This is a genomic window from Nocardia sp. NPDC004340, assembly GCF_053602575.1.
This window is the reverse complement of the sequence record NZ_JBSGDW010000008.1, coordinates 13,841-38,476: the sequence shown is the minus strand read 5'-3', so window position 1 is coordinate 38,476 and position 24,636 is coordinate 13,841. Positions and strand designations below refer to the sequence as shown.

The following is a 24,636-nucleotide window of genomic DNA, read 5'->3' as shown; positions in this document are numbered from 1 at the left end:
CCGCACAGGATCCCAGCTGTTTTTCAGGAACCCGTCGTAACCTGTTCGACGTGACGGTGTTGTCTTCCTCCCCCAGCTCGGCGAACGCCACCGCACCCTGTTCCGGAGCCCCGCGACCGCCTCGCCGCGGGAGCGCCCGCGGCCACCGTTCCGGGGTGCTGCTGCTGGTCCTCGCGGTCACCCTGACCGCCTTCGGCGTCGGCTGCAGCGACTCGTCGGAGACCACGGCCGAGGGCGACGGCACCGAGCCGGTGGGCATCAACAAAGAGGTCACCATGCCCATCGAGGCCGTGACCACCACCGTCGTCAACCCGGGCGCCGAACCCCGCTCCCCTCTGCGCCGCACCCTGGAGCCGGGCACCAGCCAGCAGGTGACGTTGAGCACCGAGCACCACATCGAGCAGCAGATCAATCAGCAGGCGCAGCGCGACATCTCCCCGCCCGCGGTCACCATCCCGCTGACCGCGCAGGCCGAGGCCGACGGCGTCGAACTGACCGTCGGCAATGTCACCTCCCCCGACCCGGCCCTCGCCGCGGCGCTGACCCACGCCGACGGCTCCCACGTCGGTTTCGACGTGAGCGAGCTGGGCGCGATCACCGCGCTCAAGCTGGCCCCCAAACCTGCCACCTCCGACGCCGCGCGCGCCGCCCTGGAGCAGTCGTTCTATCAGGCCGTGTACCAGTCCATCGCCTTCCCGACCGAGGCCGTCGGCGTGGGCGCGGTATGGACCGTGCGGCAACAGGTTTCCGGGAGCGTCCCGCTCGAGCAGGTGACCACCTGCACCCTCACCGCCCGCGAGGGCAACGAGCTCACCATCGAACTGAACGTGGTGCAGAGTCCGAAGTCCGCGGTGTGGCATCTGCCCAACGAGGCGGGCCAGCTCGAGATCGTCGACTACCTGATGCACGGCACCGGCACCATCGCCGTGGATCTGGGCCTGCCGCTGCCGGTTTCCGGCCAGGTCGAAGTCGGCGGCAACCAGACCTACCGCGACCCGCGCAGCGCGGTGACCCTGCGCCAGACGCTGCGCACGGAGGTGCAGTGGGGAGCCTGACACGGCTGGCGTTGCTGGCGGGCGCGCTGGCGCTGACCGCCACCGCCTGCGGGAACAGCAAGGACTCCGGGGGCCCGCTGCCCAGCCTGGGCCCGGCCGTGCAGCCCACGCAGTCGCCTGGCGGCGCACCGGTTCTGGACGAGTACACACTGCGCTCGGATCTGCTGGATCTGACGGCCATGCCCGCGGGGTTCACCGCCCTGGACGACCCGCCGCCCGGCGCGTCGGGCGGCGCGGGCGCGAAGACCGATCCCGCGCAGTGCGCGAAGGTGCTGGAAGCCATCGCGGTGCAGGCGCCCGGCGCGGCGGCGCGCGCGGCGGCCCAGTTCGGGGGCATGAACTTCGCCAGTGTCGACATCGACGCGGCGTCCTATGCGAACGGCGGCGCGGCCCAGGCCTTCTCCGCCGCCCAGTCGCTGCTGACCGGGTGCACGAAGTACTCGGGCACCGATGCCGACAACACCAAGGTCGAGTTCCGGCTGGGTGGTTTGAATCAGCCGCAGGCCGGCGACGGATCGACCGCGTTCCAGGTCCGGACCACCAGCGAAGGCCTCACCCTCTACACCGACGTGAGCATCACGCTGGTGGGCTCGACCGTCGTGCAGATCGCCTACTCCGACGCCAAGGAACCCGATCCGCAGCAGCTCAGCGCCATGACGGCGGCCCAGGTGCGGAAACTGCGGGGAGCCGCGGGCCCCTAGCTGCCGCCCTGTCCGCGGCGCGCAGGAGCTACAGGCCCGCGGCCATGCAGGGCTGAGTCCCCCAGAACGACACCGCCCCCGCTTCCGATCGGAAGCGGGGGCGGATCACGGTCACGGTGTGACGGCCGAAGCTACTGCCAGCCGGTCACATTGATCGGCCCGGGATTCCACATACCCGTGTGACTCTCGACGGTCACCGACGGCTTGGCGGTCTGCGCGGAACTGTCGATCCGCTCGAACCGCTGCAGCTCGCCCCAGTCCCGGCGCGGGTCGTTGTCCAAGAAGGTGGCGATGGTGACCGGGCGCAACAGCATCGAGCTCCAGCCCAGCGCGCCGCCGCCGTCGTGGCTCTGCCACAGCGTGGTCATGGCCGCGCCGCCGCGGTCGGGCAGGATGCGGTACTCGGGCACCTCGGCGATGCCGTCGAGGTGATCGAAGGGCCGCTGGCACGGGAACTGCAGGCCCACTTCCCAATCCAGCAGCACGGGCTTGGCGCTGCCGACGTACTCCTGCAGCGTCACCGTGTGTGGGATGCGCGGCGGGGTGAGCGCCACCCACTGCTTGGGGTCGCTGTCGCGATCGGTGGCGACCACGCGAATCGCGGTGGCGGCGGCCGGGATCTCGCTCAGCGGCGTCCGCAGATTGCGCCAGGTCGGGGCGGGACCGATATCGATCGGCGTCACCCGGCCCTGCGCGACGGGCACGCCGTCGGCGCCGGGCACACCGTATTCGACCTCGACCGACTGGCCGGGGGTCACGATGCCGTCCTGGTCGACCGAGCGGATGCGGCCCGCGGCGGCGATCGCGATGATGCCGGAGCGATCCTTGGCCGCGGGCAGCGTGTACCAGCCGGTGGTCAGGGTGGAGATCGCCTCGGAGCTGTTGTAGCTGCCCAGCACCGGGGTGCTCGCGTCCAGGCCGAAAGGCAGTGGCGCGGTGGTGGTTCCGTCGGCGGTGCCGCTGCTGCGCCCGCTGACCGCGCTGGCGACGCTGCCGCCGGTGTCGAGGTCGTCGTCGGGACGCAGATCGGTGGCGACACCCTTGGGCGAGAAGCCGGTGGCCTCGGCGCCGAAGGCGCTGTGCGCGTCGCCGGTCAGTGGCACCAGCATGCCCGCGTTGGGCTGCTCCTCCACCCGCACGTCGCGGGCCAGGCCGCACGGCTTGCCCAGCACCGCATCGATATTCGAGCGAGCCAGCGAGTACGCCGGGTACTGCACGACCGCGCCCTTGGCGAGCATGGCCACCTCGAACACGACCATGAACGCGGCCGCCACCGTCAGCGGCGGGATCGCGATGAAACGCCAGCCCAGCTTCGAGATCCGGTGCGGGCCCGGCTTTTCGGGCGCGCGCACATGGAACCAGCCGGCGAGCGCGAGCAGCGCCAGTGCGATGCCCAGGAAGATCTTCGAGACCAGGAACCCGGCCAGCACCACCGGCTTGTCATTCCAGGAGATCGACCAGTTCGACACGTACCACCAGCCGTTGATGCTGGCGAACGCCGCGGCCAGCGCGAACGCCACCACCGCGGCGAACAGCGCCCGGTTGCGCGGCGACCGCATCACCCGGGGGCCGACCGCGACCGCGGTGAGCACCGCGACCACACCGGCCAGTCCGGCGTAGATGCCGTTGTGGTGGGTCCACTTGGTGGGGGTCAGCATCATCAGCAGGATGACGCCGACGCCGGTGCCCAGCACGCGCCGGGCCGGGCCCGAGGCGGTGAACGGGATCCGGCCGCCCTTGCGCAGCAGCACCGCCGCGCACACCGCCAGGCCGATCCAGAACACGAACATGCCGAAGCGCCGCGCCAGCGAACCGTCGATGGTGGGCATGAAAAGGTACTGGTAGCGAATGTATTCGCCGTCCCAGTGCACATCCGGGCCGACCGCGGTGTGCACCCGGCTCATCTCGAACATCGAGGCCAGCGGCTGATCGCAGAACATGACCGCCAGCACCACGGCGCCGGCCGCGGCCACCGGAGCGGCCAGCGTGAGGTACGCGCCGAAGCGGGCCTTCAGAATGGTGAGCGCGCTCGCGTCGGGCGGGGTCGGCTTGCCCAATTCCGTTGCGCGCCGGTTGAGGATCCGCCAGATCGGCCGGATGCCCGCCAGCAGCGGAGCGAAACAGATGATGCCGGACGGGCCGACGGTGCAGGTGAACGCGCCGATGCTGACGGCGATGCCGTAGGGCAGCAGCCGCCCGGTCGCGATGGCCCGCTCCACCGACACCCAGGTGAGCAGCACACCGAGAGCCACCAGCGGTTCCGGCCGCAGGCCGTTGTTGTAGGCCAGCCACACGGCCAGGAAGCCCAGCGCCCCGGTCCACACCGCGATCCGGTCGCGGCGCACCCGCGCGCCCAGGCGCGGGATCACCTCGCGGCTGAGCACCAGCCAGATCAGCACGCCCGCCGCCAGCGCGGGCAGGCGCATCCACACGCTCGCCGGGCTGACCTGCGCCATATGGCCGATCAGGTCGTAATACGGTGTGCCGACCGGAGTTTCGGGGACACCGAAGTAGCCGAAGTAGTTGGCCATGTATCCGGCGTGCAGGGACGCGCGGCCCATACCGAACTGGTAGCCGTCGTCGGAGGTGGTGGCGCCGATGAAGTGCCACAGCACCAGCGTGCCCAGCACCACGGCGTCGACCGGCTGGAAGGTCCACCAGTGCTTGGGCAGGAAGCGGCGGCTGCGGCGGCCGTCGAGGCGGTCCAGCCCGAACAGGGCGCCCAGCGCGACGAGGGTGCCGGCGATGGCCGTCCAGATGGCGATCCGCTTGAGCGGGCCCGGGGTGGAGGTGAAGCGGCTGTCCACCGCCGCGGTGACCTTCGCGCCGTCGGAGACGGTCAGATCGCTGAAGATCCCGACCAGCTGCGGCCGGTAGTCACCGTTGAGGGTGACCGGCTCGACCGAGGAACCGGTCAGCGTCGCGGTGGAGGATGTGAAGTCCGAGTGCACGGTGAGCGCGCAGCCCGCGCCCAGCTGGTCCACGGGCACGCTGAGCAGCGTCTTGTGGTGCAGGATCGCTTCCAGCTTGCCGGGCGTGGTGACGCCGTCGGCGGTGGTCGCCGCGGTGACGCGGGCCACGAATCCGTACTTCTCGAGGTCCGGCGCGCCATTGGGTCCGGTGGCGGCCAGGGTGCCGCCCTTCGCGCCCAGCTGGGCCACGGCGGCGCAGGGAATGGTGGCGTCGAAGCTCTGCGGCGCGTAGCTGATCAGCGGGGCTTCGACGCTCTGCGTCGAATTGCCCTGCGGCCAGGTCAGAGTGGTGTGGTCCACACGCACCGGCAGGAACGGCACCGCCAGCGCCGCGAGCACCGCGATCAAACCGGCGATCAGGGCGACAGGGCGCGCCCAGCCCCCTCGAGTCCGTCTCTCGGGTTCGGCACCAGCACTCCCGGCGGCATCCGGCCCCGCCTTCTCCAACACGTCCGTCACGACCGCAGATCCTAAGCGGTCCTCATCATCGACCGCCAAGAAGAGGACGAACCCGGCATTCCGCTAGGGGATGCCGGGTCCGCTCGAGACGACTAGCCGCAGGCCGGGGAGGTCTGGTTGACCAGCGAGAGGGCGTTGCAGACCCAGTCCTTCTGGACCTTCCACTTGCCGTCCTCGGCCACGAACGGCACGACGGCCTGCTGCGGCGCGCCACCGTTGACCGCGAACTGGGCGTCGGCGGTGATGGTGCCGTTGCCGAGGTCGGTCACATTGGTGACGGTGATGGTGGCGTTGTTCTGCCGGTAGGCCTCGGCCAGGCGGCCGGGCAGGGCCGGGTCGGCGTTGGCGCCCTGCATCATGTCCAGCTTCTGCGCGTCCGGGATGCTCGGATCCAGCGCCTTCTGCAGCTGGGCATTCAGGTCCGCCACGGACGGAGCCGCCGGGTAGTTGTTCTGCGCGCCGGTGACCTTGGAGGTGGTGGCCTTGGTGGGCTTGGTCTCCTTCTTGTCACCGCTGCCACACGCCGACAGCCCGAGTACGGTCACGACAGCCAGGGTGGCGACCGCGATACGTCCAGTCTTCTGAAGCTTCAACTGCTCGTCCTTTGCGTTCGAGTAGGTCCGTTCGACAAGTGACAGCTACACCGCGGCGGCGCTGCCCGACTGGCGACACTACCAACGCCCGGTCGCGGAAACCGCGTCCGAGGGCGGTGGCGCGGCATATTCAGGCCGAATCCTCATAATTCGCGCATTCGGGTCTTAACGCCTTCAGCGCAGGCTGCCAAGCGGATCCGCCCTGGTGAGAGCCGGATCCGCGGCGGCGAAGGTGCGTGTGGGACCCGGTCCGGTGGAACGGGTCTCGAAGCGGACCGTCACCACCCCGTGCCCCGCGCCCTGCACCCAGCCGTGGCCGAAATCGGGGTGCTCGACATCCAGTCCCGGATACCAGGTTCCGATCGCGAAGGAGCGAGTCGCGGGCGGTACCAGCGGATCCGGACCGCCGGGCGCGGCCAGCGTGGGCTCCTCGGCGACCGCGTCGGCGCCCACCGTCTGATCCAGTTCCGGGAACAGCGATTCCTGCCGGATCTCCGACAGCCCGGCGAAACCCACGCCCACCAAGCGAATCGGGCCGATCTCGACCGGGTCCAGGGCCGAGCGCTGCGCGGCGGCGGTCAGGGTGACCAGGTCCTCGGTGGCGTAGGGCAGCGTGGAGGATCGGGTCACGATGCTCATATCGGTCTTCTTCAGCTTGAGCACCACCGTGCGCGCCGCGCGCCCGTCCGCGCTCAGCCGCCGGTGCGCCGAGGACGCCATGGCGTCGATGGCCGGGCGCAGCTGGGCGAGGGTGAGAATGTCGGTCTCGTAGGTGGTTTCGGCGCTGATCTGCTTGGCCTCGGCGCGTTCGGCCACCGGTCGGTCGTCGATACCGCGGGCCAGCCGGTGCAGCGCCACCCCGATGCTGCCGCCCAGGATCGAGGCCGCCTCCGATTCCGGCAGCGCCGCCAGCGCCCCCACCGTCTCGATTCCCAAGGAGCGCAAACGACTCTCGGCCACCGGCCCGATCCCCCACAGCTTGCGCACCGGCAGCGCGGACAGGAAACCGTCCTGCTCGACCGCCGGAATCACCCGCACCCCATCGGGTTTGGCCAGGCCGGAGGCGATCTTGGCGAGCTGCTTGCCGCTGCCCGCCCCGACCGAGGCCACCAGCCCGGTGCGCTCGCGCACAGCCGTCCGCAGCTCCTCGCAGAATTCGAGCACCCGCTCCGGCGTCGCCCCCGCCAGTTCCGCGGGTTCCCCGAACGCCTCGTCGAACGACAGCGTCTCCAGCACCGGGATCCGCGACCGCAAGGCCTCGAACACCTGCCCGCTCAGTTCCCCGTACACCGCGCCGCGCGGTGGTATCACCACCGCCGACGCGCCGACCAGCCGACGCGCCTGATGCATGGGCATGGCCGACCGCGCGCCGAACACCCGCGCCTCGTAACTGGCCCCGGCCACCACGCCGCGCCCGCCCATGCCGCCGACCAGCACCGGCCGCCCGCGCAGGGTCGGCCGGGTGAGCTGTTCGACCGAGGCGAAGAAGGCGTCCATATCGATGTGCAGCACCCAGCGCCGCTGGCCCCGGCCTCCGGCGGGGCTGAGGGGTTGCCGTGAATCCGCCACGGCCCCCACCGGCCCGCCGCCTGGCGCCGCCGCCCCAGCACAACCGGCCTCACCAGGCACGATGCCCGGGTTCGCGGGGCCGGCGGAGGTGGTCACAGAGGGAAATCTACAAGCCGCTACCGACAGGTACGGGCAGGAACCTGTGTGAGAATTCGTCCATGACGATTCGCAAGGCCGTGATTCCCGCCGCTGGCATCGGCTCGCGCCTGCTGCCGTTGACCAAGGCGATCCCGAAGGAAATGCTCCCGGTGGGCGACAAGCCGGTCATCGAGCACACCGTCCGCGAACTCGTGGCCTCCGGTATCACCGACATCACCATCGTGGTCAGCGGTGGAAAGTCGTTGATCCAGGACCACTTCCGCCCCAATCCGGCGCTGGTCGCACAGCTGCGCGCGGACGGCAAGACCGCTTACGCCGACGCGGTCGAGGAGGTCGGTGAGCTGGCCCGGGCGGGCCACATCACCTACCTGGACCAGCACGGCCCCTACGGCAACGGCACGCCGGTGCTGAACGCCGCCCGCCACCTGGGCGACGAGCCCATGCTGGTGCTGTGGCCCGACGACGTCTTCGTCGCCGAGGTGCCGCGCGCCCAGCAGCTCGTCGACGCCTACGCCAAGACCGGCGCGCCGGTGCTGGCGCTGATGCCGATGGACCCGGCCGAATCCTCGCGCTACGGCGTGCCGGTGGTCGAGGAGACCGAGGGCAACGGCCTGATGCGGATCAGCGGCCTCAAGGAGAAGCCCAAGCCGGCCGACGCGCCGTCGGAATTCGCCGCGATCGGCGGCTACGTGGTCACGCCCGGCATCATCGCCGAGCTGCGCCGCCAGGTCGACCACTGGTACACCCATCGCACCGGCGAGGTGTACCTGACCGACGCCATCAATATCTTCGCCGCCGAGAACCCGGTGTACGGCCAGGTGATCCGGGGTCGCTGGTACGACACCGGCAACCCGGCCGACTACCTGACCGCGCAATTCGCCTCCGCGCTGGCGCACCCGGAGTACGGTCCGCTGCTGCGCGGCCTGGTCGCCGAGTAGGAGCACCGCGACACGCGCTGAACCACAGCCGATCCGCATAGCCCGGCGCACAAGTGCCGTGTGCCACAAGCACGCCGACCCCGATATTGTCGAAACCTGAAACATTGGGGCACGAGTCGGCGATCATGCGCATGGGTCGGGACACCCTGTGGATCGAAGGTCGGTTTTGCTAGGCGGATTGGGCACTCGGGCAGCACTGCTCGCGGCGGCAAGTTGTTCTCTTGTCACTACGTTCACCACGGTCGTGCCCGCGGGCCCGGCCTTCGCCGCCCCTCCCGACCCGATAACCGGCAGCGCCGCACTCGCGGCGACAACGGTCTCCGAGGACGGATCGTCGATCGAGAGCTTCGAGATCCACGACGCGCGCAACCTCACCCTGCTGGTGCACTCGGCCGCCATGGACGCCGACATCACCGTGGAGGTGCAGCGGCCCGCCGATCCCTCGCGACCGCGGCCGGTGCTGTACATGCTCAACGGCGCGGGCGGCGGCCAGGACACCGCGACCTGGAAGCGCAATACCGACGCCACCCAGTTCTTCATGGACAAGAACGTGAACGTGGTGATGCCCATCGGCGGCGCGTTCACCTACTACACGGACTGGCGCAACGCCGATCCCAAACTGGGCCAGCCCATGTGGAAGACCTTCCTCACCGAGGAACTGCCGCCGCTGGTGGACGCGGCGCTCGACACCGACGGCACCCACGCCATCGCGGGCATGTCCATGTCGGGCACCTCGGTGCTGCAGCTGGCCATCGCCGCGCCGGGCCTGTACCGGGCGGTCGCCGCCTACAGCGGGTGCGCGCAGATCTCCGATCCGGTCGGGCAGAAGTTTGCGAACCTGGTGATCACCATCGGCGGCGGCAATCCGGTGAACATGTACGGGCCGATGGACGATCCGGAGTGGGCCGCCAACGACCCCTACGTGCACGCGGAAGCCCTGCGCGGCATGGAGATCTACGTCTCCAACGGCAGCGGCCTGCCCGGCAAGCACGACAATGTGGCCGATGTGCGCAGCCTGGGCCCGGCCGACGGCGGTCTGCCGCAGCAGATCCTGGTGGGCGGCATCCTGGAGGCGGCCAGCGACTGGTGCGCGCGGAATCTGCGGACGCGGCTGCGGGACATGAGCATTCCCGCGACCTTCGACATCACCCAGGCGGGGACGCACTCCTGGGGGTACTGGCAGGACGCGCTGCGCGCCTCGTGGCCGGTGCTCGCCAAGGGCATGGGCCTGCCCGACGAGGAATGGGCGCCCGAGACCGCGCGCTCGGACGGAACCAACTGAGGCGCTCCGACGGAACCGACTGAGCCAGGCCGGGTTCGGGCCTAGCCCGCGTCGGCGGCGTTGTAGCGCACCAGGTATCCCGCCAGCCGCTCCACATCGGCGTCGTCCCAGTCCTGGAAGCGTTCGGTGAAAGCGGTGGCGCGGCTGCGGGCCGCCGCGCGCGCCACCCGGCGGCCCTCGGCGGTGGCGTGCAGCACCAGGTTGCGGCGGTTCGTCGGGTCCACTTCGCGTTCCAGGTAGCCGTCGCGTTCGAGGGCGGCGACCTGGCGGCTGACCGTGGACTTGTCGAGGTGGAAGTGCCCGGCGAGATCGGCGGCCAGGCAGCCGTTCCGCTCGATCACCAGGTCCAGGATGCTGGAGGCCACCAGCGACAGTTCCGGGTGGAGTTCACTGGCCCGGCCGCGAGCGCGGCGGGCGAAGGCGGTGAGCTCGCGCTGTATGACCTCGATCGCATCGGCGCGGCCGGGGAATGCGGATTCACTCTTCATGGTTGTAGACTACAACCTCGCTTGGTTGTATTTACCAACTATTGGAGAAGACTTCATGGCCACCCAACAGATCCGGCACGTCGCCGTGCACCTGCTCACCCCGCTGCTCATGTGCCTCGGCATGGGCCTGGCCTACCTGGGCGCATTCCACCAGCCCGAGCCCAACCACCTGGCGGTGGCCGTGGTCGGCGACAACGCGCAGGTCAAGGTGCTGGCCCAGTCCCTGAAGGACAAGGGCGGCAACGCCCTCGACGTGATCACCGTGCCCACCCGCGGCGACGCCGTCGACAAGCTGCGCCACCGCGATCTGGCCGGGGCGTACGTGCCCGACCCGCGGCAGCCGGAACTGCTGGTCGCCAAGGCCGGATCCGACACCACCGCCATGGCCGCCGAGGCCGTGTTCGGGCAGGTCGCCGGATTGCAGAACACGCCGCTCACCATCACCGACGTCACCACCCCCAGCTCCGGCGACCCCACCGCGCAGGGCATCTTCTTCCTGCTGGTCGCGCTGACCATCGGCTCCTACGGCAGCGTGGCCGCCATCAGCGCCGCGGGCGCGGGCCTGCCGCTGTGGCAGCGCGGCATCATCGGACTGGTCACCTCGCTGCTGGTGAGCCTGATCGGCCTGGCGCTCGCGGGCCCGGTCTTCCACATCGTCGACCACGATCTGGGCGCGATCTGGGGCATGTCGTGGCTGTACGCGGCGGGCATCCTGAGCATCGGCATCGGCCTGCACACCTTCCTGAAGCGCTGGACCACCCTGGCCATGATGGTGCTGTTCGTGATGCTGAACTTCACCAGCTCCGGCGGCGTCTACAGCCCGTGGCTGCAGAACGACTTCTTCGGCACGCTGCACCGGTTCTGGAACGGCGCGGGATTCGTGGAGGGCGCGCGCAGCCTGCTCTACTTCGACGGCATCGGACTGGGCAGCCGGATGGCGAGCCTGGTGCTGTGGCTGGCCGCGGGCGTGGTGCTCATGGCCGCCGCGGGCCTCGCCGAGAAGCGGCAGGCCGCGCCGAAGCACGCCGCGCCCGAGCCCGTCGCGGGCGACGCCGCCGAGGCGGAGATGGAGGAGGCGGTCGGGGTCTAGCGAATACCCCACTGCGACAAGGCGGTCCGGATGCCCACCCGGACCGTCTCCGCGTCGCCCACTCCCCCGCTGATGGTCACGCCGTCGCGGGTCAGCAACAGCGCGCGGGCGGCGTCCTCGACCTGCGGGTGACCGGCCGCGCGCAGCCGCTCGGCCATCAGGTCGCGGAACCAGGCGCGATAATCGTCGACGACCTTGCGCACGGCGTGGTCGGAGTTCGGGAACTCCACGGCGGCATTGAGAAACGGGCAGCCCCGGAATCCCGGGCCACGACTGAGCTCGCCGAGCCGCTCGAAGATGCCGACGATGGACTCGGAACCCGAACCGGGGATGGCCTCCAAGGTCTCGCGCTGACGGCCGTATTCGCGGACCAGGTAGGCGACGACCAGATCTTCCTTGGTCTTGAAGTGCCGGTAGAAGGTGGCCTTCGCGATCCCGGCCTCGGCGATGATCCGGTCGATGCCGACCGTGTGGATCCCCTCGGCGTAGAACAGCCGGGTCGCGGTGTCCAGCAGGCGCTCGCGGGCTTCGCTCATGGCTTGACCTGCTCTCCTTCTCCCTGATCGGGGCTATGTATTGACGATAGCAGACAGATCTGTCTACGCTGGGACTCGGACGTGAACAGACAAGTCTGTCTAGGAGATATCAATGCCCGCACTCTTCACCTCATCCGCCACCTCCGTCGGCCGCGAGGGCCGCTCGGTCAGCTCCGACGGCTACCTCGACCTCAAGCTCGCCCAGCCCAAGGAGGCGGGCGGCAGCGGTGACGGCACCAACCCCGAGCAGCTCTTCGCCATGGGCTACTCGGCCTGCTTCGCCGGCGCGCTGCAGGCGGTGGCCCGCAGCCAGGGCGTGAAGCTCGGCGACACCTCGGTGACCGCCGACGTCACCCTGAACAAGGACGACGAGACCGGCTTCGGCATCTCCGTGGTGCTGCACGTGGAACTGCCCGCGGAGCTGCAGAACGAGCAGGGCCACGCGCTGGTCGAGGCCGCCCACCAGGTGTGCCCGTACTCCAAGGCCACCCGGGGCAATATCCCCGTGGAACTGATTGCCGAGTAAGGCGATTCAGAAGAATCGGCGAATGGTGTAGATGTCGAACTCGCTCAAGGGCGTCAGTCCGACGGGCACACCCCAGTTGTACGCGTTCAAGACGTTGCCGCCGCCCGCGTAGATCCCTTCGTGGGAGGCGTCATCGTTGAGGATCAGCACATCCCCGGGCTGCAGCGCCCCGAACGGCACCTCGAGACCGACCTCGGCCTGCTGCCAGGTGGTGCGCGGCAGATTGATGCCGACGCTGCGGAAGGCCCACTGCACCAATCCCGAGCAGTCCCAGGCATCCGGACCGGTACCGCCCCACTGGTAGGGCTTACCGGTCTGGGTGCCTGCCAGCGCCAGCGCGACCATGGCCCGCGGGCTCGCGATCGGCAATTGTGCCGAGCCGCTGGCACTTCCGGAGAACGACCCGGTCCCGCCGCCGGAGGAGGATCCGGACGCGGAGCCCGAACCCCCCGACCCGGTGTCGGCATGCGCCGCGCCCGCCCACATCGCCCCTGTCATCGCCATCGCGGCCACCGTCGTGGCCAAGGTTCTGAGCCTGCCGAGCCGCTTGCGAGCCATGGGGCGCCCCTTCATCGGTGGTACCGCGGGAACAGCTGTGAACAAGATCGGTTAGCTAGCTGATAGCCGTTCTATCGCACCTGCCACAGCAGCCACAAGAGAACCAGGGCTGGCGTGTCTCGAGCCGCTGCCGCCTCCCCCGAAGAAACTCCTGGTCAATCGATCCAGACCCCACATAACAAAAAGAGCGCCTCCCCGATCGGGGAGGCGCTCCGTGTTTGCTGGAGTCTCGCGTCGTGGCCGGCTCAGCGCCGCGCCCACACCGTCAGCCGCTGGTTGGCCTTCATCAACAGCGGAACCAACAGGTACGCCGACACCGGAACCACGATCACGGTCAGGATCAGCGTCTTCACGAAGACCGGCAGCCCGCCCATCTCGGGGCCGAGCAGGGCCAGCGCGAGGGTGATGGTCGGGTACACGGCCAGCCAGGTGATCAGCGCGCGCCGGTGCACCGACGGCATGGCGGCGGGGGTGGCGACGACAGCGGCGGGGGTGGTGATGGTGGTCATTGTTCGCTCCTAGCGACCGTGTTCCCATTCTCTGGCGAGACGGTCCGTCTCGTCTCATGAAGTAAGTTAGCCCGCCACCGAAACTCTGTCAAGACGAGACGTACCGTCTCGTTTGCGGAGTATGCTGGACCCATGCCCCAGCCGCCCAACCCCGAACTGCGCAGCGCCAAGTCCCATCAGGCGATCCTCGACGCCACCTTCGAGCTCGCCGTGCGCAACGGCTACGGCAAGCTCACCATCGAGGCCATCGCCTCGCACGCGGGCGTCGGCAAGCAGACCATCTACCGCTGGTGGCCCTCCAAGGGCGCGATCGCCCTCGAGGCCATCAACGATCAGGTCGGCTCCGCCACCGACTTCCCCGACACCGGCGACATCGCCGCCGACCTGACCACCCAGATCACCGCCCTGTCACACATGCTCGCCGGCGACGCCGGCTGCGTCTACCGCGGTGTCATCGCCGAGGCCCAGAACAACCCGAAGCTCCTCCAGATGGTCCGCGAAACGTTCATCGAGCCCCGCGCCCGCATGGCCGGCCGCCGCCTCGAAACCGCCATGCGCGCCGGCCAGATCCGCGCCGACCTCCCCCTCCTGACCATGACCAACATGCTCTACGGCCCGGTCTACCTCCGCTTCCTCCTCGGCGCGGGCGAACTACTCGACGTCCCGACCCTGGTCGAGCCCGTCCTCGAAGGCCTGCGGCCCCGAAACTAGGCGCAGGGCATCAACCCTGTCGGCGTGCTCGTGCAGTCGTTCGTAATCGGCGACCGAGATGACGACCGCTATCTCGCTGCCGCCGTCGGTGATGATCGCTTCCTCGCCGGTAGCTGCCACACCGCGCACGATCGCCTCGAGCCGCGTCCGCGGATCGTTCAGGCCGTATATGTTCGCGCCCTCCATGTTCGGTCATTCGGGGGCCGCCGCGACGCGGATCGGAGCGACACGACAGCGCGCCGATACGACAGCGGCGCGGACCCGGAGGTCCGCGCCGCCGGCAGGTGAATTCGGTCAGGCCTTGGTGATCGAGGCCTTGACGCCGCCGACGATCTCGGCGGCGTCCGCGGGGGCCGCACCGAAAGTCAGTGTGGTGGCGAGGATCTCGCCCGCGATCAGGTCGCGGTGGGTTTCGGCCCAGGCGAGGCGGTCGCCGGGGACGTCGAGGACCACGGTGATGCGGTCGGAGACGTCCAGGCCGAGGGACTTGCGGGTTTCCTGGAGGTCGCGGATGAGGTCGCGGGCCCAGCCCTCGGCCTCGAGTTCCTCGGTGACCACCGAATTCAGCACCACCAGACCGGCATTGCCGGGCAGGGCGGCGGTGGATTCGGGCTCGGCGGCGACCAGGCGCTGGGTGTACTCCTCGGGGAGCAGGGCGATGCCGGCGGCGGTCACGGTGCCGTCGGCGGCCTCGGTCCACTCCCCCGCCTTGACGGCCTTGATCACCGTCTGGACGTCCTTACCGATGCGCGGACCGGCGGCGCGGGCATTGACGACCAGTTCGAAGCGGCCGTGGGCGGCCACGTCGGCGGTGAGGTCGACCTTCTTGACGTTGACCTCGTCGGCGATCAGATCCACGAAGGGGCGCAGGCGTTCCGCGTCGGCGGCGGCCACGGTGACCTCCGAGAGCGGCAGGCGCACCCGCAGGTTCTGGGCCTTGCGCAGGCTCAGCACCGTGGAGCAGGCGGTGCGGACCTCGTCCATGGCCGACACCAGTTCGGCGTCGTGCGGCAGGACGTCGGCGGCGGGCCAGTCGGCCAGGTGCACCGAACGCTCACCGGTGAGACCGCGGTAGATCACCTCGGAGATGAGCGGCAGCAGCGGGGCCGCGAGCCGGGTCGTCACCTCGAGCACGGTGTGCAGGGTGTCGATGGCGTCGCGGTCCTCCTCCCAGAAACGCGAACGCGACCGGCGCACATACCAATTGGTGAGCGCGTCGGCGAAGGTGCGCAGCTCGTCGCAGGCGGTGGCGATGTCGTAGACCTCGAGCGCGTCGGTCATGACGTCGCGGGTGGCCGCCAGCTTGGCCAGGATGTACCGGTCGAGCACGTTCTCCGAGTCGGTGCGCCAGGCGCCGGGCTGCGAGGCGTACAGCTGCAGGAAGGTCCAGGCGTTCCACAGCGGGCGCAGCGCCTGGCTGACACCCTCGCGGATACCGCGCTCGGTGACGATCAGGTTGCCACCGCGCAGCACCGGGGACGCCATGAGGAACCAGCGCATGGCGTCGGAGCCGTCACGGTCGAAGACCTCGTTGACGTCGGGGTAGTTGCCCTTGGACTTCGACATCTTGAGGCCGTCGTCGCCGAGCACGATGCCGTGCGCCACAACGGACTTGAACGCCGGGCGGTCGAACAGCGCGGTCGAGAGCACGTGCAGGTTGTAGAACCAGCCGCGGGTCTGGCCGTTGTACTCGACGATGAAATCGCCGGGGCTGTGCGGAGCCGCGACGGCGGCGCCGTCAATCGACTCCGTCGAGGTGCCCTCGAACCACTCCTTGTTCTCGAACGGGTAGTGCACCTGCGCGTAGGGCATGGAACCCGACTCGAACCAGCAGTCGAGGACCTCGGGGGTGCGCCGCATCATCGACTTCCCGGTCGGGTCATCGGGATTCGGCCGCACCAGGTCGTCGATCATGGGCCGGTGCAGGTCGTCCGGGCGCACGCCGAAGTCCCGCTCGAGGGCGTCGAGCGAGCCGTACACGTCCACGCGCGGGTAGGCCGGGTCGTCGGAGATCCAGACCGGGATCGGCGCGCCCCAGTAGCGGTTACGGCTGATGTTCCAGTCGCGCGCGTTCTCGAGCCACTTGCCGAACTGGCCGTCGCGGATGTGCTCGGGGACCCAGGTGATCTCCTTGTTGAGCTCCACCATGCGGTCGCGGAACTTGGTGACCGCCACGAACCAGGACGGCACCGCCATGTAGATCAGCGGCTGGCCCGAGCGCCAGCTGTGCGGGTAGGAGTGCTCGATGGTTTCGTGCCGCAACAGCTTTCCGGCGGCCTTGAGGTCCTTGATGATGACCGGGTTGGCGTCGAAGACCATCAGGCCCTCGTACGGCGGCACCATGGAGGTGAACTTGCCGCCCGCGTCGAGCGGCTGCACGATGTCGATCCCGTTGGCGGAGGCGACATCCATGTCCTCCTCACCGAAGGCGGGGGCCAGGTGCACGATGCCGGTGCCGGAGTCGGTGGTGACGTAGTCGGCGTTGAGCACGCGGTGCGCGCGCGGGTGGCCGAGGAAGAAGTCGAAGGGCGGCAGGTAGTTCAGGCCCTCGAGCGCGGCGCCCGAGTGCTCGGACAGCACCTGCGGCTCCTCGCCGAACTCACGGGTGTAGTGCGACACCCGCTCGGCGGCAACCACATACCGCTTGCCGTCCTTGCCCTGCACGTGCGCGTAGGTGACGTCGGGGTGCACGGCGATGGCGAGGTTGGACGGCAGCGTCCACGGCGTGGTGGTCCAGATCAGCGCGTTGGCGCCGTCGAGGTTGTGCAGCGGGTGGTCGGCCGGAACCCGCAGCACCATGTCGACGGTGACCGCCGGGTCCTGGCGCATCCGGTAGGAGTCGTCGAGACGCGCCTCCTGGTTGGACAGCGGGGTCTGCTCGTACCAGCTGTAGGGCAGCACCCGGAAGCCCTGATAGATCAGGCCCTTGTCGTACAGCGACTTGAACGCCCACATGACCGACTCCATGAAGTCGAGGTCGAGGGTTTTGTAGTCGTTGTCGAAGTCGACCCAGCGCGCCTGACGGGTGACGTAGTTACGCCATTCGTTCGTGTAGCGCAAGACCGAAGATTTACACGCGGCATTGAATTCCGCGAGACCCATGGCATCGATCTGTGATTTGTCCGTGATACCGAGCTGCTTCTCCGCTTCGATTTCCGCGGGCAGCCCGTGAGTATCCCAGCCGAAACGCCGTTCGACCTTCTTACCGCGCATGGTTTGGAAACGCGGGATCAAATCCTTCACGTATCCGGTCAGCAGATGACCGTAGTGCGGCAACCCATTGGCGAAGGGCGGGCCGTCGTAGAAGACGAATTCCTCTGCCTCGGAACGGTTCTCGATGCTGGCACGGAAGGTGTCGTCGGCGGCCCAGTAGTCCAGGACCCGCTGCTCCAGCTCGGGGAAGGAGACCTGCCCGGTGGTCCGGCTCAGGTCCGCGCGGGGGTATGCGCTTCGGGTGCTGCTGTCGTCCGCCATGGCGGCCTCTCGTCTCCTCGTGCCTGCGTCGTGGGCACGGGGACGATCCCGGCGCTCGGCGCGCCGTAACCGCGGTACCACCCCGCTTGCCCGGACCGCAGGAGCTGTGAAAACCCTTGCGAGACCGAGCCTCTCGTTGCGAGCTGTGACGGGCTCACCCGTTCGGTTCTAGTGGGCGATACCCGCGCGGAGCAGGTCACGCCGTTCTTCCGAAGGCTCCCCGGTGATGGCCGGATCGACGCCGTGGTGCTGTCTACATACTAGCGGGGCGGGTCCAGGGGTTATTCCCCGGACCCGCCCCGAAGCGAATCGTGTGAGCCGCTAATGCCTGGCGTGCCGTCCGCCCGGTGGTGGCGAGGACGCGTCCTCGTCATCGGTCCGCAGCGACAACGCACTGACGAGCAGCAGCACCGCGCCGATCACGCACACGATGATGCAGCCCCATGCCCAGATCACCGAACCGGTGGTCAGTGCGGTCACCAGCAGTCCGAAACCGACCGCGGCGAGGCCGAGCGTCACTGCGAGCAAGTGCACCATCCCCTCGTGTGTCTTCGGCGGCGAAGGCCACCGGAGGTCGCTTCGAAAGGTTGGCGACGATGCCGTGCCGCCCGGGATCGGGTCCCGTGCGACATGGCATCGCAGGCCGTGGTTACGACTTTACTTGCTGCCCTTGAGGAGTGCGCCGTTGCCGGAGGCATCCTGGCCGAATTCGCCGCCGTCGACCGGGACCGCGGAGCCGCGGTTCTCCAGCTCCTCCAGCTGCGATTCCAGGTAGGACTTCAGGCGCACGCGGTACTCGCGCTCGAAGGTCTTGAGCTGCTCGATGCGGCTCTCCAGCACGCTGCGCTGCTGGGTGATGGTGGCCATGATCTCGGTGTGCTTGCGCTCGGCGTCCGCCTGCAGGGCGTCGGCCTTCTCCTTGGCCTGGCGCAGCTGGGAATCCGAGCGGGTCTGCGCGTCGGACAGCATGGCCTCGGCCTTCTGGCGCGCGTCGGCGATCATCGCCTCCGAGCGGGTGCGAGCGTCGCTGACCAGGCGCTCGGAGTTGCCTCTGGCGTTGGCCAGCAGCGACTCGGCCTCGGTCTTGGCGTCCGAGGTGAGGCGGTCGGCCATCTCCTGGGCCAGCGAAAGCACCTTGGCGGCCTGCAGATTGGCGTCCGCGGAGGGGGCCTCGGCCTTGACGGGGGCGACCGGGACCGGGGCCGGCATCGGGGCCGGGGGCACCGGCGGCGCGGCCTTGATGGGCTCCGGCGCGACCGGGGCCTTCACCGGCTGGACCGCGGGGCCGCGGTTCTTCTTGGCGTCGGACAGTTCCGCGTCCAGCTCGGCAACGCGCTGGCGAAGATCCGCGTTCTCCTCGATGAGGCGTGAGAGCTCCTGCTCGACCAGGTCGAGGAAGGCGTCGACTTCATCCTCGTTGTAGCCGCGCTTCCCGATCGGCGGTTTGCTGAACGCGACGTTATGAACATCGGCGGGGGTCAGCGGCATGGAACGATCCCTTCACGCTTCGTATGGAGATCTAGCGGTAGATCTGGGCAAGCATTCTTTCGGCTCATTCTGTCACACCTGAGCTACCGACTGCCCTATCTGGCCCGTGATCGACATGAGGATGAACACGATAAACAGCAAGACCATAATCGACAGATCGAGCCGAATTCCCCCAAGATTCACTGGGGGTATCAAACGCCTCAGAAGTTTCACCGGGGGGTCGGTGATCGTGAAGATCACCTCGAGGATGACCACGACGAAGCCGGTCGGCCGCCAGTCGCGCGCGAAGCTGCGGATGAACTCGACGATGACTCGGCTGATCAGCAGCAGCCAGAAGAGGAACAGCAGGAGGTTCAACACCTGGAACAAGGCCACCGCACCACTCTGCCTGACAAACCATGATCGGCAAAACAGAAACACGGATCGTGCCGGTCACATCCGGTGTTGACGCGGCATGGCCGCAAGACTCCCCCATGATCCCCCGCGACCCTCGGTCGCAACCCCCTGGACGCGGCGCATTGCGCTGCCGCCGTGCGTGTTCGGCGCTGATGTGCGCCGGCACCGGCTGACGCCGCCGTTCCCCACGGCAGCGGCAGCTGGCTACTTCTGGTTGTAGAAGCCGTTCTCGGCGATGCGGCGGCGCTCCTCTGCGGAGACGTCGACGTCGGCGGGCGAGAGCAGGAACACCTTGGTGGCCACCTTGTCGAACGAGCCACGCAGGGCGAAGGCCAGACCGGCGGCGAAGTCCACCAGGCGGCGGGCGTCGGAGTTGCTCATCTCGACCAGGTCCATGATCACCGGGGTGCCGTCACGGAAACGCTCACCGATGATGGCGGCCTCGGCGTAGGTGCGCGGGCGCAGCGTCGTGATCTTGGACAAGGTGCCTCCGTCCTCGAAGATCTGGGGACGGCGGGCCGCCTCGATGCGGCGCTCCTGCTCCCGCAGCTCCTCGATGCGCCGCTCGGCGTCGGTGTCCATCGCCAGCGCGCCGCGGGTGCTCGCACCGCCGCCCATGGACCGGGTGCGGCTGGAGGGGGCGGTGTCGATGCGGGTGGGGCGACGCGGGGCGTCGTAGCGGGCGTCGGCGTCGTAGCGGTCACGCTCACGGTGATCGCGCTCGCGCTCACGGTGATCGTCGGCGTAGTCGTCACGGCGGGAGGCGCTGTAGGCCGGCTTGTAGGGGGCCTTGTACGACGGCTCGTAGGCCGGCTCGTCGTCGTAACGGTCCTCGCCGTATCGGTCGTAGTCACGCTCGCGTTCGGCGTAGGGCCGGGGACGACGCTGGCCACGCTCATCGGCGCTCCGGGCGGCTCCGCGGTCGTCGACGTAATCGTCTTCGTAATCCTCGAGCGGAACCATCCCGAAGTACGCCTTGAACTTGTGCAGCGTGCTCATCTGGTCGACCTTCCTTCGGCCCCGGTTGGCCTGGGGTGTTGTCCTGCTCAGTCCTCGTCTGTCACCAAGCATATGTTTCAAATGTGACTGGTGAGGTTTCTTTGCTACGCCGAGGTTATCGGTCGCGCGCCCATAAGCGCAGTACCGACACGCACGCACGTACTGCCGTGGCGGATGGCCGACTCCAAGTCGCCGGACATGCCCGCCGACAGTTCTTTCGCCTCGGGGTGAACAATCGTTAATACAGAGTGGATGCGGGCCAGTTGCTCGAAGGCCGCATCGGGCTCCACATCCAGCGGCGGGATCGCCATCAGGCCCGCGAGCTGCAGCGATTCCGAGGCCGCGACCTGATCGGCGAGCGCGCGCAGCGCGTCGTCGCGGACGCCGCCGCGGGCCGGGTCGGCGTCCAGCGACACCTGCAGCAGTACGCGCAAGGGGGCCGAACGCGCGCCCTCGTCCAGCGCGGCCCGCGCACCGGCCTCGAGCGCGCTCGCGAGCCGCTCGCTGTCCACCGAGTAGACCGTATCCGCCCAGCGTGCAACGGCTTTCGCCTTGTTGCGCTGAAGCCGTCCGATGAACTCCCAACGGACCTGGGACAGGTGTCCCAGCTGCGCCACCTTGCCCGCGGCCTCCTGTTCACGGGATTCCCCGAACTCCCGGCGGCCCAGGTCATAGAGGATCTCGATATCCGAGGCGGGGAAGTACTTGGTCACCGGCAGCAGCCGCACCGACCCGGGTTCGCGGCCCGCGGCCGCGCACGCTGCGTCGATTCGCTCGATGAGTGCCGACAGCGCGGTTTCGAGCTCGGCGACACGACCTCCGCCGGACGTGACGTGCGCCGCATCGGATCCCGCTGCGGCGGTGAAACTTTCGGTCATTCTGAAACCCCCTCGGGTGACATCCAAATCACACCGGCGAGTCGGCCTGTCGGCGCGCCGCGGCGGTGGGAGAACAAGGTCTTGTCCTCGATGGTGCACCGCGGGTCCATCGCGACGGCGCCGACACCGGCGGCCTCCAGCTGCCGCCGGATGCCCGCGCGCAGATCCAGGCCGGGCGTGCCCTTGACGGTGGTGGTCGCGCTGCCCGGCAGATGCGCCTCGACATCGGCGCGCATGGCCGCGGGCACCTCGTACTGGCGGCCGCTGGCGGCCGGGCCGAGGAAGGCCCCGATCCGCTCCGGCTTCGCGCCGACCGACACCATGGCCTCGAGCACCCGGGGCACGATCCCGATGCGCGCCCCGATCCGGCCCGCGTGCACGGCCGCGATCACCCCGGCCTCGTCGTCGGACAACAGGATCGGCACGCAGTCGGCGGTGAGCACCACCAGCGCCAGGTTTCGCTGGGTGGTGACCAGCGCGTCGGTGGCGGGCACCGGCTCGGAGCGCGGTCCGTCGACGATCTCGACGTTGCGGCCGTGGATCTGTTCCATCCACACCAGCCGGTCCGGCGTCAGCCCGATGCTCTCCGCGAGCCGAACCCGATTGCGCCGCACCGCCTCCGGATCATCGCCGACGTGGTCGCCCAGATTGAACGAGTCGTAGGGCGCTTGCGAGAATCCGCCCGCCCGCGTCGTCACGACCCGTCTGGTCCGGAAAACAGGTGCCGCTGAAGTCATGCCACCGAGGGTAGTAGCCACCGCGGGGCAACCCGGAATCAGACAGCTACTGCGGCCGGAATCACGAACGCGCCCACCCCCTCGGGCAGGCGCGTTCGAATCGCGTTCCGTGACAGCGCGGTGTCAGCCGCGGCGCATGAAGTCCGGCACGTCGACCTCGTATTCGTCGGTGTCCGGCGGCTGGATGTGGCCGCGGTTGTTGCTCGCAACCGTCGGGTCCACCACGGGCCGGGGCGCGCTGTAGGACGGGGCCGGACCGCGTTCGGCGATCGGCTGTGCGACGGGCGCGGGCTCCGGGCGCGCGGCCGGGGCGGGCTCGACCGCGCGGGCCGGGGTGTATTCGGTAGTGCGGCTGACGCTTCCGGCGCTCGCGGTCGCGGTGCTCGACTGGGTGCCGGGGAACCGGCTGACCGCGGGTTCGATGCGGCGGGCGGGCCCGCTGCCGTCGAAGCCGGCGGCGATCACCGTGACCCGGACCTCGTCGCCGAGCGAGTCGTCGATCACCGTTCCGAAGATGATGTTGGCCTCGATGTGCGCGGCCTCCTGCACCAGCGAGGCGGCCTCGTTGATCTCGAACAGGCCCAGATCCGAACCGCCCGCGATGGAGAGCAGCACGCCGTGCGCGCCGTCCATGCTGGCTTCCAGCAGCGGCGAGTTGATCGCCGCCTCGGCCGCCTTCACCGAGCGGCCCTCGCCACGCGCGGAGCCGATGCCCATGAGGGCCGAGCCCGCGCCGGACATGACCGACTTGACGTCGGCGAAGTCGACATTGATCAGACCCGGGGTGGTGATCAGGTCGGTGATGCCCTGAACACCGTTGAGCAGCACCTCGTCCGCGGAGCGGAAGGCGTCCATCAGGCTCACCGCGGCGTCGCCGAGCTGCAGCAGGCGGTCGTTGGGGATGACGATGAGGGTGTCGCAGGACTCGCGCAGGGCCTGGATGCCCGCCTCGGCCTGGTTGCTGCGGCGCTTGCCCTCGAACGAGAACGGCCGGGTGACGACACCGATGGTGAGCGCGCCGAGCTTGCGGGCGATGGAGGCCACCACGGGCGCGCCGCCGGTGCCCGTGCCGCCGCCCTCGCCGGCGGTCACGAAGACCATGTCGGCGCCCTTGAGGACTTCCTCGATCTCGTCCTTGTGGTCCTCGGCGGCCTTGCGGCCGACCTCCGGATCGGCGCCGGCGCCGAGACCGCGGGTGAGTTCACGGCCGACATCGAGTTTCACATCGGCGTCCGACATCAACAACGCCTGCGCGTCGGTGTTGACCGCGATGAACTCGACTCCCTTGAGTCCCTGCTCGATCATCCGGTTGACGGCGTTCACGCCGCCGCCGCCGATACCGACGACCTTGATCACAGCAAGGTAGTTGTGCGGGGGCGTCATGGGCTCTCGCCTTCCTTCGATCTGAAACAGCTTGTCGTCTTCGGTTACTCGACATGAAACGACACAATGGTCTCGGTCCGATAAACCCTCAACCATAGCTTCAGCGTTATGTCAAGTATCCGACTGGTGCCGAACGGTATTCGCAGCCACCGCGTTACGGGCGCAGGCGCGCCGAAACGAGTGTCAGAATCTTGTGTGATTCGCCTCGTCCGACCCACCCGAGCATCGTATCGTGGACGGTTGCCCTTCGGTCCTGGATCGGAACCGACGGTGCCCTTCCGGCAAACCACCGAAAATTTCGGCGGCCCAATGGGTATCGCTCACTTTACCGTGACCAGATTCGGACTCGAAACATCGAATACCTTGCCCGGCTGGGAAAGCAGGGGGCCGACCACCGCGGCCTTGCGCGAGGAATCCACGGTTCCGCCCCACAGCACCGTGCGACCGTCACGCAACTCCAGGGCAATGTCCGAAACCGAGCGGGCCACAACCGCTCCCACGCCGACCTGATCGCGCAGCGGAATCGGAATGGCGGCCATCACCGCCACCGCCGCCTTGGTCACCGGGTCCGTTCCGCCCGGATGCTCGGTCACGAGTTTGGGCACCCCGAGGCCCGGCGGCTCGATGGCGAATTCCACGCTGTCGCAATCGAGCAGATGGGCGCCGTCGGGACTGTCGAAATACAGCACCGGGGTTCGCTCGGTGACCGTCACCCGCACCGTGGACGGGAACACCCGCTGCACCCGCACCGAGCGGACCTTCGGCAACCGGGAGACCTGTTCGGCCAGGGCGTCGGTGTCCAGCCGCAGGATGGACAGGCCGTCGGGCACCTGCAGGGCTTGCCGCACCTGCTCTTCCGGCACCGCGGCCAGTCCGTCGACCTCGACCGTGCGCACCGACAGCATGGGAGTGAACCAGGCGACCAGTCCGAGCGCGATCAGGGCCACCACACCCGCGAGCACCCCGATCCGCACCCCGCGCGACCGCCAGGCGATCGCGATCCGCGACTCCCGCGGCTCCCGGCCCCGTCTGAGCCGGGCCCGGCGGGCCGCCGCCCGTTCGCCGGCCCCGGTGTCCTCGGTGGCCGGCTCGGCGGAATCGGTACCGCGCGTGCCGCTATCGGCAGCGGCCGTGTCGTAGGCGTCGTCCGCGGCCGGAACCGACCGCTCCAGCTCTCCCCCACCCGAGCCCATCG

Annotated in this window: 24 protein-coding genes; 7 read left to right on the top strand and 17 right to left on the bottom strand. The window is 69.0% G+C overall.

Annotated features, from left to right (window positions below):
* The first annotated feature begins 155 nt into the window (after nucleotides 1-155).
* Nucleotides 156-1,055 carry a hypothetical protein gene (locus ACWEOI_RS27230; RefSeq protein WP_433666780.1) on the top strand — a complete coding sequence of 300 codons (900 nt, stop codon included), beginning with the start codon at nucleotides 156-158 and terminating at the stop codon, nucleotides 1,053-1,055.
* Nucleotides 1,043-1,756 carry a hypothetical protein gene (locus tag ACWEOI_RS27225; protein ID WP_433666781.1) on the top strand — a complete coding sequence of 238 codons (714 nt, stop codon included), beginning with the start codon at nucleotides 1,043-1,045 and terminating at the stop codon, nucleotides 1,754-1,756. The genes ACWEOI_RS27230 and ACWEOI_RS27225 overlap by 13 nt, the downstream gene beginning before the upstream one ends.
* A 131-nt stretch (nucleotides 1,757-1,887) precedes the next feature.
* Here ACWEOI_RS27225 and ACWEOI_RS27220 read toward each other — a convergent pair whose 3' ends face one another.
* The 3 genes from ACWEOI_RS27220 to ACWEOI_RS27210 all read right to left on the bottom strand — a co-directional run bounded on the left by ACWEOI_RS27220 (nucleotide 1,888) and on the right by ACWEOI_RS27210 (nucleotide 7,277).
* A complete protein-coding gene (locus ACWEOI_RS27220; protein WP_452361442.1) occupies nucleotides 1,888-5,187 on the bottom strand; it encodes an arabinosyltransferase domain-containing protein in 3,300 nt (1,099 codons plus the stop codon).
* 92 nt (nucleotides 5,188-5,279) lie between these two features.
* Nucleotides 5,280-5,732, bottom strand: coding sequence for a hypothetical protein (locus tag ACWEOI_RS27215; RefSeq protein ID WP_452361441.1), 453 nt, complete (start codon nucleotides 5,730-5,732; stop codon nucleotides 5,280-5,282).
* 222 nt (nucleotides 5,733-5,954) lie between these two features.
* Complete coding sequence (locus tag ACWEOI_RS27210; protein ID WP_452361546.1) at nucleotides 5,955-7,277, bottom strand: DNA polymerase IV; 1,323 nt, start codon at nucleotides 7,275-7,277, stop codon at nucleotides 5,955-5,957.
* Nucleotides 7,278-7,507: 230 nt separating this feature from the next.
* On the opposite strand from ACWEOI_RS27210, the gene ACWEOI_RS27205 reads away from it, so the two are divergent.
* Entirely contained in the window at nucleotides 7,508-8,386 is an 879-nt protein-coding gene (locus tag ACWEOI_RS27205) for a UTP--glucose-1-phosphate uridylyltransferase (protein ID WP_357095085.1), read from the top strand.
* Between the two features lie 196 nt (nucleotides 8,387-8,582).
* Nucleotides 8,583-9,668, top strand: coding sequence for an alpha/beta hydrolase-fold protein (locus ACWEOI_RS27200; RefSeq protein ID WP_433673421.1), 1,086 nt, complete (start codon nucleotides 8,583-8,585; stop codon nucleotides 9,666-9,668).
* A 41-nt stretch (nucleotides 9,669-9,709) separates the two neighbouring features.
* Here the strand turns inward: ACWEOI_RS27200 and ACWEOI_RS27195 are convergent, their stop codons facing one another.
* Nucleotides 9,710-10,156, bottom strand: coding sequence for a MarR family transcriptional regulator (locus tag ACWEOI_RS27195; protein WP_433666784.1), 447 nt, complete (start codon nucleotides 10,154-10,156; stop codon nucleotides 9,710-9,712).
* 55 nt (nucleotides 10,157-10,211) lie between these two features.
* On the opposite strand from ACWEOI_RS27195, the gene ACWEOI_RS27190 reads away from it, so the two are divergent.
* Nucleotides 10,212-11,246, top strand: a complete 1,035-nt coding sequence (locus ACWEOI_RS27190) for a hypothetical protein (RefSeq protein WP_452361440.1) — start codon at nucleotides 10,212-10,214, stop codon at nucleotides 11,244-11,246.
* Here ACWEOI_RS27190 and ACWEOI_RS27185 read toward each other — a convergent pair.
* Nucleotides 11,243-11,782 carry a TetR/AcrR family transcriptional regulator gene (locus ACWEOI_RS27185; RefSeq protein WP_452361439.1) on the bottom strand — a complete coding sequence of 180 codons (540 nt, stop codon included), beginning with the start codon at nucleotides 11,780-11,782 and terminating at the stop codon, nucleotides 11,243-11,245. The two genes, ACWEOI_RS27190 and ACWEOI_RS27185, sit on opposite strands and share 4 nt — an antisense overlap.
* A gap of 112 nt (nucleotides 11,783-11,894) precedes the next feature.
* On the opposite strand from ACWEOI_RS27185, the gene ACWEOI_RS27180 reads away from it, so the two are divergent.
* Complete coding sequence (locus ACWEOI_RS27180; RefSeq protein ID WP_452361438.1) at nucleotides 11,895-12,308, top strand: organic hydroperoxide resistance protein; 414 nt, start codon at nucleotides 11,895-11,897, stop codon at nucleotides 12,306-12,308.
* Nucleotides 12,309-12,314: 6 nt separating this feature from the next.
* Here ACWEOI_RS27180 and ACWEOI_RS27175 read toward each other — a convergent pair whose 3' ends face one another.
* Both ACWEOI_RS27175 and ACWEOI_RS27170 read right to left on the bottom strand, forming a co-directional pair.
* Nucleotides 12,315-12,866, bottom strand: a complete 552-nt coding sequence (locus ACWEOI_RS27175; RefSeq protein WP_452361437.1) for an NlpC/P60 family protein — start codon at nucleotides 12,864-12,866, stop codon at nucleotides 12,315-12,317.
* A gap of 245 nt (nucleotides 12,867-13,111) precedes the next feature.
* Nucleotides 13,112-13,375 carry a hypothetical protein gene (locus ACWEOI_RS27170; protein ID WP_433666788.1) on the bottom strand — a complete coding sequence of 88 codons (264 nt, stop codon included), beginning with the start codon at nucleotides 13,373-13,375 and terminating at the stop codon, nucleotides 13,112-13,114.
* 132 nt (nucleotides 13,376-13,507) lie between these two features.
* Between ACWEOI_RS27170 and ACWEOI_RS27165 the strand changes: the two genes are divergently transcribed.
* Nucleotides 13,508-14,086 (top strand): TetR/AcrR family transcriptional regulator, encoded by a 579-nt coding sequence (locus ACWEOI_RS27165; protein ID WP_452361436.1) that lies wholly within the window; start codon nucleotides 13,508-13,510, stop codon nucleotides 14,084-14,086.
* Here ACWEOI_RS27165 and ACWEOI_RS27160 read toward each other — a convergent pair.
* The 10 genes from ACWEOI_RS27160 to ACWEOI_RS27115 all read right to left on the bottom strand — a co-directional run bounded on the left by ACWEOI_RS27160 (nucleotide 14,027) and on the right by ACWEOI_RS27115 (nucleotide 24,634).
* Nucleotides 14,027-14,272: a type II toxin-antitoxin system prevent-host-death family antitoxin gene (locus ACWEOI_RS27160; RefSeq protein WP_433666790.1), complete on the bottom strand. Its 246-nt coding sequence runs from the start codon at nucleotides 14,270-14,272 to the stop codon at nucleotides 14,027-14,029. The genes ACWEOI_RS27165 and ACWEOI_RS27160 overlap by 60 nt on opposite strands.
* 108 nt (nucleotides 14,273-14,380) lie before the next feature.
* Complete coding sequence (gene ileS, locus ACWEOI_RS27155; protein ID WP_452361435.1) at nucleotides 14,381-17,560, bottom strand: isoleucine--tRNA ligase; 3,180 nt, start codon at nucleotides 17,558-17,560, stop codon at nucleotides 14,381-14,383.
* A gap of 321 nt (nucleotides 17,561-17,881) precedes the next feature.
* Nucleotides 17,882-18,088 (bottom strand): hypothetical protein, encoded by a 207-nt coding sequence (locus tag ACWEOI_RS27150; protein WP_379280280.1) that lies wholly within the window; start codon nucleotides 18,086-18,088, stop codon nucleotides 17,882-17,884.
* Between the two features lie 129 nt (nucleotides 18,089-18,217).
* The gene (wag31, locus tag ACWEOI_RS27145) at nucleotides 18,218-19,048 is read right to left on the bottom strand and encodes a DivIVA-like cell division protein Wag31 (protein WP_379280279.1); all 831 of its coding nucleotides are present in this window, start codon (nucleotides 19,046-19,048) and stop codon (nucleotides 18,218-18,220) included.
* Nucleotides 19,049-19,120: 72 nt separating this feature from the next.
* Nucleotides 19,121-19,423 (bottom strand): YggT family protein, encoded by a 303-nt coding sequence (locus tag ACWEOI_RS27140; protein WP_213560475.1) that lies wholly within the window; start codon nucleotides 19,421-19,423, stop codon nucleotides 19,121-19,123.
* A gap of 225 nt (nucleotides 19,424-19,648) precedes the next feature.
* Entirely contained in the window at nucleotides 19,649-20,443 is a 795-nt protein-coding gene (locus ACWEOI_RS27135) for a cell division protein SepF (protein WP_452361434.1), read from the bottom strand.
* Between the two features lie 104 nt (nucleotides 20,444-20,547).
* The gene (locus ACWEOI_RS27130; protein WP_452361433.1) at nucleotides 20,548-21,321 is read right to left on the bottom strand and encodes a YggS family pyridoxal phosphate-dependent enzyme; all 774 of its coding nucleotides are present in this window, start codon (nucleotides 21,319-21,321) and stop codon (nucleotides 20,548-20,550) included.
* The gene (pgeF, locus tag ACWEOI_RS27125; protein ID WP_433666794.1) at nucleotides 21,318-22,058 is read right to left on the bottom strand and encodes a peptidoglycan editing factor PgeF; all 741 of its coding nucleotides are present in this window, start codon (nucleotides 22,056-22,058) and stop codon (nucleotides 21,318-21,320) included. Before pgeF ends, ACWEOI_RS27130 begins: the two co-directional genes overlap by 4 nt.
* A gap of 123 nt (nucleotides 22,059-22,181) precedes the next feature.
* Entirely contained in the window at nucleotides 22,182-23,441 is a 1,260-nt protein-coding gene (gene ftsZ, locus ACWEOI_RS27120; RefSeq protein ID WP_433666795.1) for a cell division protein FtsZ, read from the bottom strand.
* 320 nt (nucleotides 23,442-23,761) lie between these two features.
* The gene (locus tag ACWEOI_RS27115) at nucleotides 23,762-24,634 is read right to left on the bottom strand and encodes an FtsQ-type POTRA domain-containing protein (RefSeq protein WP_433666796.1); all 873 of its coding nucleotides are present in this window, start codon (nucleotides 24,632-24,634) and stop codon (nucleotides 23,762-23,764) included.
* Nucleotides 24,635-24,636: the final 2 nt, after the last annotated feature.